Here is a 17,069-nt window from a genome sequence, read left to right as displayed (position 1 = left end):
AACGCCCGCATAGGATTGCGGCGTGGACACTGCGCTATGTGATCCAGGGCAGCAAGCAGCCCCTGCACAGCGCCCCAATCTGCAGTCGATCCGGAGAGTCAGAGATGGAGTTCTTTCGCAACCTCAGCATCGCCAGAAAACTCGCAGTTGCTTTCACCCTGACCACACTGACTACCCTGGCAATGGGCGGCTTTGCGGTGCAGCGCCTGCACCAGGCCACGAACCAGCTTGGCGAGGTCAGCGCCCGCTACATGCCTGCCGTGCAGTATCTGGAGCGGATGCGCGCCGACCTGGCGGAAATCCGCATCGCCGAGTTGTCCCAGCTTGCCCATTTGCATGAACCGGGTTTCGTCGCCGAGTACAACCAGCGCATCATCGACCAGCGGCAGAAATTGGTCGAGCACCGCAAGCAGTACGAAGCCCTGCCTGCCGATGCGAAGCAGCAAGGCCTGTACGCCGAGTTGGGCAAGACCCTGGATGCCTACCTCGGTGCACACGCCCTGATGGAGAAGGCCATCAAAGAGGGCCAGTTCGAGCTGGCCCACAGCATCTCCAACGAGCAGTCACGCATCAGCCGCCGCGACCTGTTCGAGGCCGTGGAAAAGCTCAGTGCCCACGTTGCATCGGTACTGGACAACGAAGTCGCCTACGCCAATGCCGCGCAGACGCGCAGCAGCAACGCCATTGTCGTCTGCATGCTGCTGTTGGGGCTGCTCTCCGCAGGTCTCGGAGTGGTGATCGTGCGTGCCATCGTGCGACCGGTGAACGATGCATTGCGCGCCGCAGACGATGTCGCCAACGGCCGCCTGGACGGCACCATCGACAGCAGCCGCAAGGACGAAGTCGGCGCCTTGCTGGTCTCGATGCAGCGTGTGCAGCAGCAGCTCAAAGCAGTCATCGGCGCGCAGATCGAGATGGCACGCGAACACGACCAGGGCATGATCAGTTTCCGCATCGATGAATCCCGTTTCCCCGGCGAATACGGGCGCATGGTGCGCGAGGTCAACACGCTGGTCGCCCAGCATATCGGGGTCAAGATGCGCGTGGTCGAGGTGATGCGCCACTATGCACGCGGCGACCTGTCGGTGGACATGGACCGTCTGCCGGGCGAAAAGGCAGCCATCACCCAGGCCATGGACGGTACCAAGGCCAGCCTTTCAGCGATCAACAACGAGATCAAGCGTCTGGCCCACGCCGCCGCCGCCGGTGACTTCAGCCAGCGCGGCAACGCCGACCAGTTCGAGCACGACTTCCGCGACATGGTCGGTGGTGTCAATTCGCTGATGGAAACCACCGAAGACAATCTGGGCCATCTCTCGCAGTTGCTCCAGGCGGTTGCCCAGGGTGACCTGACCCATCGCATGGAAGGTGATTTCCACGGTGTCTTCGCGCGCATGCGTGACGACGGCAACGCTACGGTCGACCAGCTGAGCAGCATCGTCTCGCGCATCCAGGCAGCCAGCGGCAGCATCAGTCTGTCGGCCAGCGAGATCGCCACGGGCAACGATGACCTGTCGCGCCGCACCGAGCAGCAGGCCGCCAACCTGGAGGAAACCGCCGCATCGATGGAAGAGCTTACCTCCACCGTACGCCAGAACGCCGAGCACGCCCGTCAGGCAGATCAGCTGGCGCGCGGCGCGGCCGAGGTCGCTGCCCAGGGCGGCAACGTGGTGGGGCAAGTCGTCTCGACCATGAGTTCGATCGAACAATCGTCGCAGCGCATCGCCGACATCATCAGCGTGATCGATGGCATCGCCTTCCAGACCAATATCCTGGCACTGAACGCTGCCGTCGAAGCGGCCCGCGCCGGCGATCAGGGGCGTGGCTTTGCGGTGGTCGCATCGGAAGTACGTACGCTGGCGCAGCGCTCAGCGGCGGCGGCCAAGGAGATCAAGGGGCTGATCGACGACTCGGTCGGCAAAGTGGGTGAAGGGTCGGCATTGGTGCGCCGCGCGGGCAACACCATGGATGAGATCGTTGCCTCGGTGCAGCGCGTCACCACCATCATGGCCGATATCTCCGCCGCTTCGCAGGAACAGTCCACCGGCATCGAGCAGGTCAACCAGACCGTCATGCAAATGGACGAGACCACCCAGCAGAACGCGGCGCTGGTGGAGGAAGCCACCGCCGCCGCGCGTTCGATGGAGGACCAGGCCCGCCAGCTCACCGACGCGGTGGCGCAGTTCCGTCTTGCCGGCTCGGTGAGTGCGTCGCTGGCCAAGGTTGCCGCCAGCCCAGGCGCAGCACCGCCACGCGGCCGTCCAGCGTTGCGTGCGATCCCCAAGCCCAGCAGTCGCGCACCGGTTGCCAGCACGGATGACTGGCAGGAATTCTGACGCGGCCTGGTCAGGGGGGCAGGAACGCTGCGTCCTGCCTCCCTCCTCGCTCCCCGGCAAGGCCCCCGCACCCCTCTTTCTCCTTTCCAGCCCCCTCCCGCGTGCGGAAGATGGCCTGACGCTTCAGCGCCCCTGATCGCGAGCCTCCCTGAGTGAGGGACAGAGCTGACGCTCCGGCTGCCTGCTTGAACTCAACCAGGCCAGGCCGAATCCATCAACTGCCTAGCATTCCCGGAAGCAGCTCGCGCCGCTGGCAGCCATTTGCGCTCCGCGTCCGGCGGGCAAGCTCGTAACAGCCCAGCTAAAGATGCTAAAAAGGCGGCCGTTATCACAGTTTATGGCGTACTCATCCGCGCCGCGCTGATCTTCGACCCAATCGCAACCGTGTCCATGCCCGACAAAGAATCGCTCGCACCGACGCCGTCACCGCACGCCGGCAACCTGTACGCCGACGACCGTTACATGGTGCGCAATCCGCACCAGGTGCGCCATCTGCTGCAAGGCATGATTGATCAGCGTTCAATGATCAACGTGCACCCGGATGGGCGCGATCAGGCGTTCCCCTCGGCGGTACTGGAAGTCGACATGCATGGCCTGGTGCTGGACGCCAGCCCGGTACCGTCGATCAACCGCACTGTCGAAACTGCCGGCGGCCTGCTCTGCTTCGGCCAGGTCGACAAGGTCATGGTGCGTTTCCAACTGCATGGCCACCGCCGCATCGAGCGTGACGGGCATGTCGCGTTCGAGGTGCCGTTGCCGGAGGAGGTCTACCACCTGCAGCGGCGCGAGTTTTACCGACTGGAAACGCCGGTCGGCGATTCCCCGTACTGCGTACTGCCAGACCCGGAAGGCGATGAGCCCAGCCGTTGGCGTGTGCTGGACATCAGCGCCGGCGGTATCGCCCTGCTGCTGCCACCCGAACAGAACCTGCTGAAGCTGCAGAGCCGCTACCCCGGCTGCATCCTGGAGATCCCGGAAAGTACGCCGATCTCCGTCCCCTTGGTGGTCTGCAACCTGCGCCAGCAGAAGCAACCCAACGGCACCGAAATGACCCGCATTGGCCTGCGCTTCGACGATCTGCCGCGCGGCGCGGACAACAGCATCCAGCGCTACATCTTCCGCATCGACCGCCTGCGCAAGGCGCGCAGCAACGGCGATTGAATGAAGCTGCGGCGGCGTTCGCCGGTTTCAGGGCCTGTCCTCAAACCGCCCTCCCAGCCGACTATCCGCCAAACTATTGGCAGCCAATAACATGATGGCGCGCACAATTCAGCCTGAACACGCCGGCGCACCACGCCTTTACCGCTTGGCCTCCTAAAGTCCCCCGTCGCTACGCCGATACCTGTGCAACAGCCGCAATGCATCGGCAGCCCGCCAGGACCAGGATCCGCCATGAATGACTCCCGCAGCACGTCCGCCGACACCACCGGCGGCGAGTACCTCAGCTTCACCCTCGGCAATGAACATTACGGCGTGGATATCCTCAAGGTTCAGGAAATCCGCGGCTATGACGCCGTCACCCGGGTGCCAGACGCACCGGACTACATCAAGGGTGTGATCAACCTGCGTGGCACCATCGTGCCGGTCATCGACCTGCGCCTGAAGCTGCGCCTGGATGAAGCCCGCTATGACGCCTTTACGGTGATGATCGTGCTCAACGTCGAAGACCGCGTGGTCGGCATCGTCGTGGACAGCGTCTCGGACGTGATCCCACTCAACGCCGAGCAGATCCGGCCGACCCCGGAATTCGGCGCCGCCGTCGATACCCGCTTCATTTCGGGCATCGGCACCCAGGACGACCGCATGCTGATCCTGCTGGATATCGAGACTCTGCTGGACACCGCCGACCTTGGCCAGCCGAGTGTTGCCGAAGAAGCAGCCTGAGCAGGCGTTTCGCAAAGTCGATCACAGTTTCATGCATGCGACTCAAGCGCGGCACCTGCAGGCCGATAGCCATTGCATGCCTGTCCTCCCCGACTGGCCTTACTTTCCCTTCCCGGAGTTTCCGATGTACAAGCATGTACTTCCGCTGTTTGCTGCCACCGTACTGGCAACCGTCGCGTTCGATGCCGTCGCCGATGCCGAAATGATCCCGCCGGAAAGCGCAGCGCGTTTCGCCGGCAAGGACGGCATGGTCTGCGGCAAGGTTGAGAAAGCCCGTTACGCCGAAGGCTCCGAGGGCCAGCCGACCTTCCTGCACATGGGCGGCATGTTCCCGCGCCATACCTTCTCGGCCCGCATCGCGGGCAGCAACCGCAGCAAGTTCGGTTTCCCGCTGGAAACCCTGGAAGGCAAGACGGTCTGCGTGATCGGCAAGATCCAGCGCGACGCATCGCGCGCCGAGATCGAAGTGGCATCGCCGGCCAACCTGAAGCTGGCAAACATCAAGTAATCCGCCTTTCGTCACGCCGGCCCCGCCGGCGTGCCACCCCGCGCCTGTGACATGGCGGGGCCTGTTCCCGGAGACCGCGCAAGATGCAGTGGATCAACTCGCTGAAACTCAAGCCGAAGCTGATGCTTACTTTCGGCGTCGTGCTGTTCGTCATGTTGTTGCAGGGCATCGTCGCCTACCGCGGCCTGCACTCGCTGAACAACGTCACCACCGACCTCGCTGAAAACCGCATGCCCAGCCTCCGCACCACCGGTGAGCTGAGCGGCATGGTCAGTGAGTATCGCAATGTCTCCTACCAGAGCCTGGTACGAGCCAGTGATGACGTAAAGGCCGACGCGAAGGCACGTTCAACCGAACTGCGCCTGCAGATCGATACCACCATCGCCGCCTATCCGAAGTTGATCGACAACCCGGAGCAGAAGAAGCTGTTTGATGCCTTCGTCGCCGATTGGGGCAAGACCACCGCCTCCTATGATGCGGTCAACGAAATGCTGGAACTGGATCTGCCGGACGACGCGATCGATACCTTCGTCGGCGAGACCCGCAACCTGCATCGCAAGGCCTATGCGGCCCTGCAGGCACTTGCCGCCAACGACAACACCCGTGCCCAGGCCGCTGCCAAGCAGGCCGCGGAGACCTACCGCACCTCGGCCCTGTTGATTGTCATCGCAGTCCTGGTCGGTGGTGCTGCCGGTCTAGCGCTGATCTGGCTGTTCGCCCGTTCGCTGGTCACCGCGATGCGTGGTGCGGTGGACGTTGCCAACGAAGTGGCCAGCGGCAAACTTGACGGATCGATCGATGTATCCCGCGCCGATGAAGTGGGCGACCTGCTGCGCGCAATGCAGCGCATGCAGCGCGACCTGCGCGAGCGCATTGACCGTGACCAGATCATCGCCAGCGAAAACCTGCGCATCCGTACCGCACTGGATTACTCCTCGACCGGCGTATACCTGACCAACAACGACCTGGAGATCGTCTACGCCAACCGCGCCCTGCTGGACAAGCTCAGCGAACATGGCGAAGAGATCACCCAGTCGCTGAGTCACTACGACACCAGCAAGCCGTTGATCGGCCAGCCGGTTACCGCGCTGGAGTACCGCGGCGAAGTGGACGCAAAGGTACTGGAAGCACTGGACCGCACCGGCGTGTTCAAGCGCGAAATGCGCTTCGGCGAAGCCGAATTCGCGCAGACCATTTCGGTGATCCGCGACGACAACAATGTTGCAGTTGGCCATGTGGTTGAATGGCGCGATCGCAGCACCGAGGCCCAGGTCGAGAAGGAAGTGGCGCGCATCATCGAGGCCGCTGCCGCAGGCGACCTCAGTGGCCGCATCGGCACGGCAGACAAGGATGGTTTCTTCCTGCAGCTGGCTGAGCAGATCAACAGCCTGCTGGATGCCAATGCCAGCAGCCTGGAACAGATCTCGGCCCTGCTGTCGGCGCTGTCCCGCGGTGACCTGACCGTGCGCATGCATGGCGAGTACCAGGGCGTGTTCGCCACCATGCGTGACGATGCCAACGCCACCGCAGAGCAGCTGACCGGTATCGTTGGCCGCATCAAGCAGTCCTCGGTCTCGATCAATTCGGCCGCCACCGAGATCGCCGCTGGCAACAACGATCTGTCGCGCCGCACCGAGCAGCAGGCTGCCAACCTGGAGGAAACCGCCGCCTCGATGGAGGAACTGACCTCCACCGTGCGCCAGAACGCCGAGTCGGCACGCCAGGCCAACCAGCTCGCCATCGGCGCCGCATCGGTGGCCTCGCAGGGCGGCGACGTGGTCAGCCAGGTGGTGACCACCATGACCCAGATCGAACAGTCCTCGCGCAAGATTGCCGAGATCATCTCGGTGATCGACGGCATCGCCTTCCAGACCAATATCCTGGCCTTGAATGCGGCAGTGGAAGCCGCCCGTGCCGGCGAACAGGGCCGCGGTTTCGCCGTGGTCGCCTCGGAAGTGCGTACGCTTGCACAGCGTTCGGCGGGCGCCGCCAAGGAGATCAAGGGGCTGATCGACGACTCGGTCGGCAAGGTCGCCGACGGCTCGGCCCTGGTCCGCAAGGCCGGCACCACCATGGGCGAGATCGTCGCCTCGGTGCAGCGCGTGACCGACATCATGGCCGAGATCTCCGCCGCATCGCAGGAACAGTCCGCGGGAATCGAACAGGTCAACCAGACCATCGTGCAGATGGACGAAACCACCCAGCAGAACGCAGCGTTGGTCGAAGAAGCGACCGCGTCCGCCCGCTCGATGGAAGAGCAGGCCGCGCACCTGGCGAACGTGGTCTCCGTGTTCCAGCTGGAAGAAGGCGCTGCAGTCACCGACGCCCCGGCTTACGTACGGGAACCGGCCCCCCGCCCTGCCGTCCAGGCAGCAGCGCCGGCACCGCGCCGTCGCGCCGCAGCCGCACGCACCGCAGTAGCTGAACTGGCCGACTCGGATTGGCAGGAGTTCTAAGAAACACCATCGTTGGTTGTGGCGGCAACGCTGCAAACCAGAACGGTTGAGTCACCCGAAATCCGATGCCAATCGCTGGCATCGGATTTCTCTTTTTGTGGGAGCGGCGTAAGCCGCGAAGCTGACACACCGCCGGTCGAGCTGCCGCCAGCGACTGCCAGCACCATCAGCCTCGCCGCTTGCGCGGTTCCTGCAAGCGAACGAAACAGCAAATCGGCCAGCCTTCTTCGCATACGTGAACGGATTGGCAGCTTCCGCTGAGCGTCCCCTCCAAGGCGCTCAACTCGGGCCCCAACTGGCCGATATACCGGTATCCCTTCACGCAGCGCTGATACCGCAAGGTAACCAGCGGATTCGATGACTATCTCCTCGCTCTGGAACAACTACATTTCCAATATCTCGGTCAGGCGCAAGCTGAACCTGCTGACGGCACTGATTGTGATCGGCGTCATCGCACTGTCGGTCATTGCGGCACGCATGCAGTACCTCGACCTGTATGAGACCCGCAAGGCTGCCCTGCGCGCCCAGGTGGAGATGAGCTACGGCGTACTGGACCACTACGCCAAGGAGGCTGAAACCGGCGCGATGCCGCTGGATGAGGCCCAGAAGTACGCCATTGCCGCGCTGCAGAAGATGCGCTCGGATGGTGACGTCAACTATTTCAACATCTACAACACCGAGTACGTGCTGCTGATGCACCCGTTCCGCGCCGACCTTGTCGGCAAGGACATGAAGGACTTCCGTGGCGAGGACGGTGTCCGCCTGTACTACGAGCAGGTGGAAGCCGCACGCAAGGGTGGTGGCTACGTCGCCTATAGCTGGGCCAAGCCGGGCAAGGACGGCGTAGTCGGCAAGCTGGCCTATGCCGGGATGTACAAACCCTGGAACTGGGTGGTTTCCAGCGGCGTTTACATGGACGACCTGCAGGGCCAGGCCCTCAAGTTCACGGCTATCATGACCGTGTCGGGTGGCGTGCTGGTCGTGCTGGTGCTGGCATTGAGCTGGATCATCGGCAACCGCATCGTGCTGCCGCTACGCAACGCGACTGCTGTGGCCACGGCCATTGCCAACGGCCGGATGGACAACCGGATCACCGCGCCCAGCAAGGACGAGACGGGTCAGCTGCTCAGCAGCATGGCGCATATGCAGGAGCAGCTGCGGGCCGTGATCGGCGCGCAGGCCGAGATGGCGCGCCAGCATGATGCCGGCATGATCCGTTACCGCATCGATGCCAGTAAGTTCCCCGGTGACTACGGGGTGATGGTTGAGGAAACCAACGTATTGGTCGCCAATCACATCGACGTGAAGATGCAGGTCATCGCGCTGGCGCAGCGCTACGCTGTGGGCGACCTCAGCCAGGACATGCCGTTGCTGCCGGGCGACAAGCGCGTCATCACCGACACCATGGCCGCGATCAAGAACAACCTGGCTGCCATCAATAACGAGATCAAGCGCCTCGGCAGTGCCGCCGCTGCCGGTGACTTCAGCCTGCGCGGTGATGAAGGGCGTTTCGAACACGACTTCCTGGCGATGGTGCGGGCGCTGAACAGCATGATGCAGGTCAGTGACGACAACCTGGGCGAGGTTTCGCGGCTGCTACGCGCACTTGCCGATGGCGATCTCACCGTCAAGCTCAGCGGCGATGCCCAGGGCGTGTTCGCCCGCATGCGGGACGACGCCAATAGCACCGTCAACCAGCTGGCCGGCATCGTCTCAGGCATCCAGCAGTCGGCCGACAGCATCAACCTTGCCGCCGGCGAGATCGCCACCGGCAACGCCGATCTGTCGCGCCGCACGGAAATGCAGGCCGCCAACCTCGAAGAAACCGCAGCATCCATGGAGGAGCTGACCTCCACCGTCCGCCAGAATGCGGAGTCCGCCCGCCAGGCAAACCAGCTCGCCATCGGTGCGGCCGGGGTAGCCTCGCGTGGCGGCCAGGTGGTGGAGGAAGTGGTCACCACCATGGGACAGATCCAGCAGTCCTCGCGTCGCATCGCCGACATCATCAGTGTCATCGATGGCATCGCTTTCCAGACCAATATCCTGGCGCTGAACGCTGCGGTGGAAGCCGCGCGTGCCGGCGAACAGGGCCGCGGCTTCGCCGTGGTTGCTGCCGAAGTCCGCACCCTCGCCCAGCGCTCGGCGGGAGCCGCCAAGGAAATCAAGTCCTTGATCGAGGATTCGGTCGAACGTGTTGATGAAGGCTCGCAGCTGGTGCAGCAGGCAGGCACCACGATGGGTGAGATCGTTTCAGCTGTGCAGCGTGTCACCGACATCATGGCCGAGATCTCGGCCGCTTCGCAGGAACAGTCGGCGGGTATTGAACAGGTCAACCAGACCGTGATGCAGATGGATGAAACCACCCAGCAGAATGCCGCGCTGGTCGAAGAAGCCACCGCCGCCGCCCGCGCAATGGAAGAACAGGCCAACCTGCTGGATCAGGCTGTGGCCGTGTTTCAGCTGAGCGCACAACCCGCTGCGGCCGCACATCCACAAGCTCTGGCACTGGCCAGCTGAGCGAACCGCAACCATGATCGATCTGGACAGCAACCAGCGTGACTTCGAGTTCAATGATCGCGACTTCCGTCGCGTCTGCGAGCTGATCCATGCCCGGGCCGGCATTGCGCTGGCCCCGGCCAAGCGCGACATGGTCTACGGACGTCTGTCGCGGCGGCTGCGCAACCTGGGCCTGCGCTCGTTCAAGGACTACCTGGACCAGCTGGAGCAGCATGGCGGCGATGAATGGCAGGCCTTCACCAACGCCCTGACCACCAACCTGACCTCGTTCTTCCGCGAACCGCATCACTTCGACAAGCTGCGCGAGGAGTTGCAGGCGCGTGCCGCGCGCGCGCCGCTGAAGCTGTGGTCATGCGCAGCCTCCACCGGCGAAGAGCCCTACTCCATGGCAATCACCGCCTGCGAGGCCTTCTCTTCGATGACGCCACCGGTGCGCATCATCGCCACCGACGTCGATACCCAGGTGCTGGCCACCGCCAGCCAGGGCGTTTACGCGATCGACCGGATCGCAGGCCTGGACCCGGCAATGAAGCGACGCTACTTCCAGCGCGGCAGCGGCCCGAACGAAGGCAAGTGCCGGGTTGCCCCGGCGTTGCGCGCCCTGATCGAGTTCCGCCCGCTCAATCTATTGTCCAACCGCTACGACGTGGGCGGACCGTTTGATGCGCTGTTCTGCCGCAACGTGATGATCTACTTCGACAAGCCCACCCAGCGCGGCATCCTCTCGCGCCTGGTACAGCATATGGACGATGACAGCCTGCTCTACACCGGTCATTCGGAGAACTACCTGCACGCCGCAGATCTGATCCAACCTTGTGGACGCACCTTGTACCGCCGCAGCCGCAGGAATGGCGCATGAAGAACCCGCAGCACTATCCCGATGAGGTGATGCGCTACCGCGACACGCGCTTCCAGACGATTGCCGCCAAGCTCCTGCCTACCCAGTACCTGGTGGTGGACGACGACACCGCCTTGACCACCATCCTTGGCTCGTGCGTGGCCGCATGCATCCGCGATCCCATCCTCGGCATCGGCGGCATGAATCACTTCCTGTTGCCCGAAGGCAACATCGGCGACGGTGCGCCCGCACGCTACGGCAGCTACGCGATGGAACTGCTGATCAACGACCTGCTCAAGCGCGGTGCCCATCGCAAGCGCCTGGAAGCAAAGGTATTTGGCGGGGCCAACGTGCTGAAGGGCTTTACCAGCAACCCGGTGGGCACCCGCAATGCGGAGTTCGTCCGCCAGTATCTGCGCGCCGAGCATATCCCGATCGTCGCCGAAGACCTGTGCGGCATCCATCCCCGCAAGATCTGGTTCTTCCCGGTCACCGGCCGGGTGGTGGTGCAGCGCCTGCCGCACGCACACGATGCCGAAGTGGTCGCCACCGAAACCGCCATCCGTGCCCGTCTGTCGCATACACCGGTCAGCGGTGGCGTGGAGTTGTTCGAATGATGTTGCAGGCGCCCTGCCGGGTATTGATCGTCGACGACTCGGCACTGGTACGCCAGGTGCTGACCGAGATCCTTGCTGCCGATCCGGCCATCGAGGTCGTCGGCACTGCAGCAGATCCGCTGTTGGCACGCGAGAAGATCAAACGGCTCAACCCGGACGTGCTGACCCTGGATGTCGAGATGCCGCGCATGGACGGGCTGGCATTCCTGGAAAACCTGATGCGCCTGCATCCGATGCCGGTGGTGATGGTGTCCTCGCTGACCGAGCGTGGCGCAGACACCACGCTGCAGGCATTGGCGCTGGGCGCGGTCGATTTCGTCGCCAAGCCGAAGATCGATGTTGCCCGCGGACTAGACGGTTACGCGGAAGAAATCCGCAGCAAGGTGAAGATGGCGGCCCGATCACGGGTACGTGCGATCGGCGGCAGTCAGCGTCGGCCGCCGCAGCGGCCCGCGACGTCAAGCAGCCTGGGCTTCCGTACCACCGATCGCCTGATCGCCATCGGCGCCTCGGCCGGCGGCACCGAAGCCCTGCGCGTGGTGCTGGAAACGATGCCCGCCGATGCACCGGCGATCGTAATGACCCAGCATCTGCCGGCCAGTTTCAGCACCGCGTTTGCCGAGCGCCTGGACCGGCACTCGGCCATGTCGGTGCGCGAGGCCAGCGATGGCGAGGCAATCCTGCCTGGGCACGCCTATCTGCCTGCTGGTGGACGTCACCTGCGGGTCATACGCGACGGTGCCCGCTGGCGATGCCGGGTCGATGACAGCGCACCGGTCAACCTGCACAAGCCTGCAGTCGATGTGCTGTTCCGCTCGGTGGCCCTCAATGCGGGCGCCAATGCGGTAGGCGTGATCCTTACCGGCATGGGTGAGGACGGTGCACGCGGCCTGCTGGAGATGAAGCAGGCCGGCGCAACCACCCTGGCCCAGGACGAAGCGAGCTCTGTCGTCTGGGGAATGCCGGGCAGCGCAGTGCGACTGGGGGCTGCGGATGAGGTGTTGCCCCTGGACAGGATCGCCGAACGCGTACTTGCGATCAGTCGCGGCTGAGATTGCCAGCCAAGATCGCTCGGCCAGATGTCAAATGATGACCTCCGGCTCACCCAGGGCGGCCAGCACCTCGATGTTGGCTGGCAATTCACTGGCGATGAACTGCGCGTTGGCGGTGACCTCGCCAGTTTCAACCTCGGCTTGCTCACACAGAAGCTCCACGCGCTCACACACACTCCGACGCCGGCAGCGTGACCGGTGATATCGAAAAAAACGGGGTGGAATGAGGGGGGTGTGGGTGGTGGTCGCAGCGGGGCCTGCGCGGTCGAAACGCTAACGGCGAACCAGGTCACTGCGCACACGCCGGCAAGCCAATGGCATCTGTTCGCAGATCGTCGAACGTCCCAACCGCTACCGGGCTGATGCCAACCCAGAGCTGATCAAACTGAAAATGGAGCTCTCTCAGACCAGCGAAAACCTGGTGGGCCGCGCCGACGTGGTCGAGCGCACCACGATTACCGCACCGGTGCGTGGCACGGTGAAAAACGTGCGCGTCAATACCGTGGGCGGTGTAATCCAACCTGGCGAGCACATCCTCGAAATCGTGCCCCTGGAAGACCAACTGCTGGTCGAGGGCAAGATCCGTCCGTCGGATGTGGCCTTCCTGCGTCCGGGCCTGCCGGCGACGGTAAAGATCACTGCCTACGATTACGGCATCTACGGCGGCCTGAGCGGCAAGGTCGAGCTGATCAGCCCGGACACCTTGAAGGACGAAGAGAAAGGTGGGAGCGGCCGCCCGGACAGCACCTACTACCGGGTCACCGTACTCACCGACAGGAGTGCATTGGAAGCCGGCGGCAAGGAGCTACCGATCATCCCCGGCATGATTGCCTCGGTGGAGATCCGTACCGGCGAGAAGACGGTGCTGGAGTATCTGCTCAAGCCGGTATTGAAGGCACGCGAGGCATTCCGCGAGCGTTGATCGCCTGCTGTGATTTGCCGCCAGCTTGCGTGGTCCGGGCAAGCACAGCGCGGCTGGGGCTCCCCAGGTACTTTCCGCCAAGAACGGTACCTCCCGGTCGCGCTGTGCTTCCCCGGGCCACGCAGGGTTTGTGGGAGCGGCGTCAGCCGCGAAGCTGGGATCAATGAGCAGCCGAATATTTCGCAATCTGACAGTCCTTTAGCTTCGCGGCTTACGCCGCGAAGCCAGGATCAACGAGCAACCGCACATCCTGCAATCTGATGGTCCGTCAGCTTCGCGGCTTACGCCGCTCCTACAAGGGCAAGCAATTTCTCAGGGGCGGGCTGCTGTAGGAGCGGCGTCAGCCGCGAAGCCGGGATCAATGAGCAACCGCACATCCTGTGATCTGACAATCCATCAGCTTCGCGGCTTACGCCGCTCCCACAAGCGCGGTGGGATTTGGCGGGCAACAAAAAACCCCAGCTTGCGCCGGGGTTTTCTGTTCAAGCTTTACTGCTCAACAACAACTCAGGCGTTGACCGAATCGGCGACGTCCTTGTAATCGCTGATCTGGTCGAAGTTCATGTAGCGGTAGATCTCGCTGCCGGCTGCATCCAGCACGCCAACGTCGGCCATGTACTCTTCCTTGGTCGGGATGCGACCCAGACGCGAGCAGATTGCGGCCAGTTCGGCCGAACCCAGGTACACGTTGGTGTTGCGGCCCAGGCGGTTCGGGAAGTTGCGGGTCGAGGTCGACATCGCGGTGGAGCCTTCGCGGATCTGCGCCTGGTTGCCCATGCACAGCGAGCAACCCGGCATTTCCATGCGCGCGCCAGCCGAACCGAAGGTGCCGTACACGCCTTCCTTGGTCAGCTCGGAAGCATCCATCTTGGTCGGCGGTGCAACCCACAGACGGGTCGGGATGTCGCGCTTGCCTTCCAGCAACTTGGCAGCGGCACGGAAGTGACCGATGTTGGTCATGCACGAACCGATGAACACTTCGTCGATCTTGGCACCGGCAACTTCGGACAGGGTCTTCACGTCGTCCGGGTCGTTCGGGCAGGCCACGATCGGCTCGTGGATATCGGCCAGGTCGATCTCGATGACGGCGGCGTACTCGGCGTCGGCATCCGGCTCCAGCAGCTGCGGGTCGGCCAACCAGGCTTCCATCTTCTCGACGCGGCGCGCCAGCGAACGGGCGTCCTGGTAACCCTCGGCAATCATCCACTTCAGCAGCGTGATGTTGCTGTTGAGGTATTCGATGATCGGCTCCTTGTTCAGGCGCACCGAGCAACCGGCAGCCGAACGTTCGGCCGAGGCGTCGGACAGTTCGAACGCCTGCTCGACCTTCAGGTCCGGCAGACCTTCGATTTCCAGGATGCGGCCGGAGAAGATGTTCTTCTTGCCAGCCTTGGCCACGGTCAGCAGACCGGCCTTGATCGCGTACAGCGGGATCGCGTTGACCAGGTCACGCAGGGTCACGCCCGGCTGCATCTTGCCCTTGAAACGCACCAGCACCGACTCCGGCATGTCCAGCGGCATGACGCCGGTGGCAGCGGCGAAGGCGACCAGACCCGAGCCGGCCGGGAACGAGATGCCGACCGGGAAACGGGTGTGCGAGTCGCCACCGGTACCGACGGTATCCGGCAGCAGCATGCGGTTGAGCCAGCTGTGGATCACGCCGTCGCCCGGACGCAGCGAGACGCCGCCACGGGTGGAGATGAACTCCGGCAGGGTGTGGTGGGTCTTGACGTCAACCGGCTTCGGGTAGGCAGCAGTGTGGCAGAACGACTGCATCACCAGGTCGGCCGAGAAGCCCAGGCAAGCCAGGTCCTTCAGCTCGTCACGGGTCATCGGACCGGTGGTGTCCTGCGAGCCCACCGAGGTCATCTTCGGTTCGCAGTAGGTGCCCGGGCGCATGCCCTTGCCTTCCGGCAGGCCACAGGCGCGGCCAACCATCTTCTGCGCCAGCGAGTAGCCCTTGCCGGTGTCGGCCGGCTGCACCGGCAGACGGAACAGATCGGTAACCGGCAGGCCCAGCGCTTCACGCGCCTTGGCGGTCAGGCCACGGCCGATGATCAGCGGAATACGGCCACCGGCGCGCACTTCGTCGAACAGCACGTCGCTCTTGACCTGGAATTCGGCGATGACTTCGCCGTTCTTCAGTGCCTTGCCGTCGTACGGGCGCAGCTCGACGACATCGCCGTGCTCCATCTTCGACACGTCCAGCTCGATCGGCAGTGCGCCGGCGTCTTCCATGGTGTTGTAGAAGATCGGGGCGATCTTCGAACCCAGGCACACGCCGCCGAAGCGCTTGTTCGGGATGAAGGGGATGTCTTCACCGGTGAACCACAGCACCGAGTTGGTGGCGGACTTGCGGCTGGAACCGGTGCCGACCACGTCGCCGACGTAGGCAACCAGGTTGCCCTTTTCCTTCAGCGACAGGATTTCCTGGATCGGGCCGCGCTTGCCGTCTTCTTCCGGCACGAACGGCGCGTCCGGGCGCTTGTTCTTCAGCATCGCCAGGGCGTGCATCGGGATGTCCGGGCGGGTGGTGGCATCCGGCGCCGGCGACAGGTCGTCGGTATTGGTTTCGCCCGGCACCTTGAACACGGTGATGGTCAGGCTCTGCGGCACTTCCGGCTTGCTGGTGAACCACTCGGCATCGGCCCAGCTCTGCAGCACGCCCTGTGCATTGGCGTTGCCGGCCTTGGCCTTTTCCTGCACGTCGTGGAAGGCATCGAACACCAGCAGGGTGTGCTTCAGGCCTTCAGCGGCGATGGCGCCCACTTCGGCGTCGTCCAGCAGCTGGATCAGCGGCGCGACGTTGTAACCGCCGAGCATGGTGCCCAGCAGTTCGGTGGCGCGCGCACGGCTGATCAGTGCGTTCTTCTCGCTGCCGAAGGCGATGGCGGCCAGGTACGAGGCCTTGACCTTGGCGGCGTCATCGACGCCGGCCGGCACGCGGTTGGTGATCAGGTCGAGCAGGAACTCGGCCTCGCCAGCCGGCGGGTTCTTCAGCAGCTCGATGACGTCGGCCGTCTGCTGTGCAGTCAGCGGCAACGGCGGGATGCCAAGCGCGGCGCGCTCGGCTACGTGGTGGCGATAGGCTTCCAACATGACAACTCCCGGGTGTAACGGTTAAAGAATGGATGGGCTCTCAGGCTTGCGGCACGATCAGCTTCAGGCCCTTGAAGTAGTCGCGATAAAACGTGTCGTTCCAGGTGATCAGCCCGTCGCACTGCAGCAGTGCATGCGCACCCACCATGAAATCGTCGATGCGGCGGGTATCGCCGCTGCGCTGCCGGTGGCGGCGATGCATCTCGCCGGCCCGCAACGCGGATTTGGCTTCCAGCGGATTGAAATGGACGCCCATTTCTTCCAGCGCTTCCTGCACCTCGGCGCCGCCGCGCAGCGAGGCGCAGATCTCCGCCAGGGTGGTACCGCACACGACTACCCGCCCGCCGACCAGCGCCTGCCGCAGGCAGGCTTCCACCGCGTCGGCGCGGGGGCCATCGCTGAGCAGTTCGATCAGGACCGGGGAGTCGACCGCGATCATGCCGAGTCGGCCTCGTCACGGACGGTGCGCACGGCCTGCTCGGCCGAGTCGAAACCGTCCAGCGCGAACTTGCCGCGGGCACGGGAAATGGCGTCGTCCACGCTCTTGCGCAGGATGATGCGGCTGCCGTCCAGCTCCACCTTGAGCTGGGTGCCCTTGGTCAGGCCCAGGGCGTCGCGTACGGCCTTGGGCAGGGTGATCTGCCCGCGTTCAGCTACGGTGGCTTCCATGGGACCTCCAATGAAGTATGTACGAATTATACATACTTTGAAGGGCATACCCTAGCCAAGCCCTGCGCAGCCGGCCCACGGTAGGCTGCGCTTCACCTGTAGAGCCGAGCCATGCTCGGCTGGGGCTTTCCCGGCAATGCCCGCCCTATAGACTGTCTCTTATACACATCT

General features: G+C 63.8%; 14 protein-coding genes. 10 read left to right on the top strand and 4 right to left on the bottom strand.

Features of this window, described 5'->3' with window-relative positions:
- Positions 1-104: 104 nt before the first annotated feature.
- From AC1VXC_RS12440 to AC1VXC_RS12400, 9 genes are all read left to right on the top strand, one after another.
- Positions 105-2,336 carry a methyl-accepting chemotaxis protein gene (locus AC1VXC_RS12440; RefSeq protein ID WP_481539425.1) on the top strand — a complete coding sequence of 744 codons (2,232 nt, stop codon included), beginning with the start codon at positions 105-107 and terminating at the stop codon, positions 2,334-2,336.
- A gap of 390 nt (positions 2,337-2,726) precedes the next feature.
- Positions 2,727-3,497 carry a flagellar brake protein gene (locus tag AC1VXC_RS12435; RefSeq protein ID WP_481528669.1) on the top strand — a complete coding sequence of 257 codons (771 nt, stop codon included), beginning with the start codon at positions 2,727-2,729 and terminating at the stop codon, positions 3,495-3,497.
- Between the two features lie 231 nt (positions 3,498-3,728).
- Positions 3,729-4,220, top strand: coding sequence for a chemotaxis protein CheW (locus AC1VXC_RS12430; protein WP_282272732.1), 492 nt, complete (start codon positions 3,729-3,731; stop codon positions 4,218-4,220).
- A 124-nt stretch (positions 4,221-4,344) separates the two neighbouring features.
- The gene (locus AC1VXC_RS12425) at positions 4,345-4,728 is read left to right on the top strand and encodes a hypothetical protein (RefSeq protein ID WP_481530806.1); all 384 of its coding nucleotides are present in this window, start codon (positions 4,345-4,347) and stop codon (positions 4,726-4,728) included.
- Between the two features lie 83 nt (positions 4,729-4,811).
- Positions 4,812-7,184: a methyl-accepting chemotaxis protein gene (locus tag AC1VXC_RS12420; protein WP_481539424.1), complete on the top strand. Its 2,373-nt coding sequence runs from the start codon at positions 4,812-4,814 to the stop codon at positions 7,182-7,184.
- A gap of 357 nt (positions 7,185-7,541) precedes the next feature.
- Complete coding sequence (locus AC1VXC_RS12415) at positions 7,542-9,701, top strand: methyl-accepting chemotaxis protein (RefSeq protein ID WP_313171776.1); 2,160 nt, start codon at positions 7,542-7,544, stop codon at positions 9,699-9,701.
- Between the two features lie 13 nt (positions 9,702-9,714).
- Positions 9,715-10,560 (top strand): CheR family methyltransferase, encoded by an 846-nt coding sequence (locus AC1VXC_RS12410; RefSeq protein ID WP_313492707.1) that lies wholly within the window; start codon positions 9,715-9,717, stop codon positions 10,558-10,560.
- Positions 10,557-11,156, top strand: coding sequence for a chemoreceptor glutamine deamidase CheD (gene cheD, locus AC1VXC_RS12405; RefSeq protein WP_313171772.1), 600 nt, complete (start codon positions 10,557-10,559; stop codon positions 11,154-11,156). The genes AC1VXC_RS12410 and cheD overlap by 4 nt, the downstream gene beginning before the upstream one ends.
- Positions 11,153-12,208 (top strand): protein-glutamate methylesterase/protein-glutamine glutaminase, encoded by a 1,056-nt coding sequence (locus AC1VXC_RS12400; protein WP_313492705.1) that lies wholly within the window; start codon positions 11,153-11,155, stop codon positions 12,206-12,208. Before cheD ends, AC1VXC_RS12400 begins: the two co-directional genes overlap by 4 nt.
- 30 nt (positions 12,209-12,238) lie before the next feature.
- On the opposite strand, the gene AC1VXC_RS12395 is transcribed toward AC1VXC_RS12400, so the two are convergent.
- Positions 12,239-12,370 carry a hypothetical protein gene (locus AC1VXC_RS12395; protein WP_313171768.1) on the bottom strand — a complete coding sequence of 44 codons (132 nt, stop codon included), beginning with the start codon at positions 12,368-12,370 and terminating at the stop codon, positions 12,239-12,241.
- Positions 12,371-12,500: 130 nt separating this feature from the next.
- On the opposite strand from AC1VXC_RS12395, the gene AC1VXC_RS12390 reads away from it, so the two are divergent.
- Entirely contained in the window at positions 12,501-13,130 is a 630-nt protein-coding gene (locus AC1VXC_RS12390) for an HlyD family type I secretion periplasmic adaptor subunit (RefSeq protein WP_313492770.1), read from the top strand.
- Between the two features lie 507 nt (positions 13,131-13,637).
- Here AC1VXC_RS12390 and acnB read toward each other — a convergent pair.
- Genes acnB through AC1VXC_RS12375 form a run of 3 tightly spaced genes read right to left on the bottom strand, consistent with a single transcriptional unit; the run spans position 13,638 to position 16,898 of the window.
- Entirely contained in the window at positions 13,638-16,229 is a 2,592-nt protein-coding gene (gene acnB / locus AC1VXC_RS12385) for a bifunctional aconitate hydratase 2/2-methylisocitrate dehydratase (RefSeq protein ID WP_481539423.1), read from the bottom strand.
- Positions 16,230-16,269: 40 nt separating this feature from the next.
- On the bottom strand, positions 16,270-16,668 hold the full coding sequence (locus AC1VXC_RS12380; RefSeq protein WP_055764992.1) for a type II toxin-antitoxin system VapC family toxin: 399 nt from the start codon (positions 16,666-16,668) through the stop codon (positions 16,270-16,272).
- The gene (locus tag AC1VXC_RS12375; RefSeq protein WP_313492701.1) at positions 16,665-16,898 is read right to left on the bottom strand and encodes an AbrB/MazE/SpoVT family DNA-binding domain-containing protein; all 234 of its coding nucleotides are present in this window, start codon (positions 16,896-16,898) and stop codon (positions 16,665-16,667) included. Before AC1VXC_RS12375 ends, AC1VXC_RS12380 begins: the two co-directional genes overlap by 4 nt.
- Positions 16,899-17,069 lie beyond the last annotated feature (171 nt).

The organism is Stenotrophomonas sp. STEN033, from assembly GCF_056856655.1.
The sequence above is the reverse complement of the archived record's forward strand: the minus strand, read 5'-3'. Positions and strand labels throughout refer to the sequence as shown.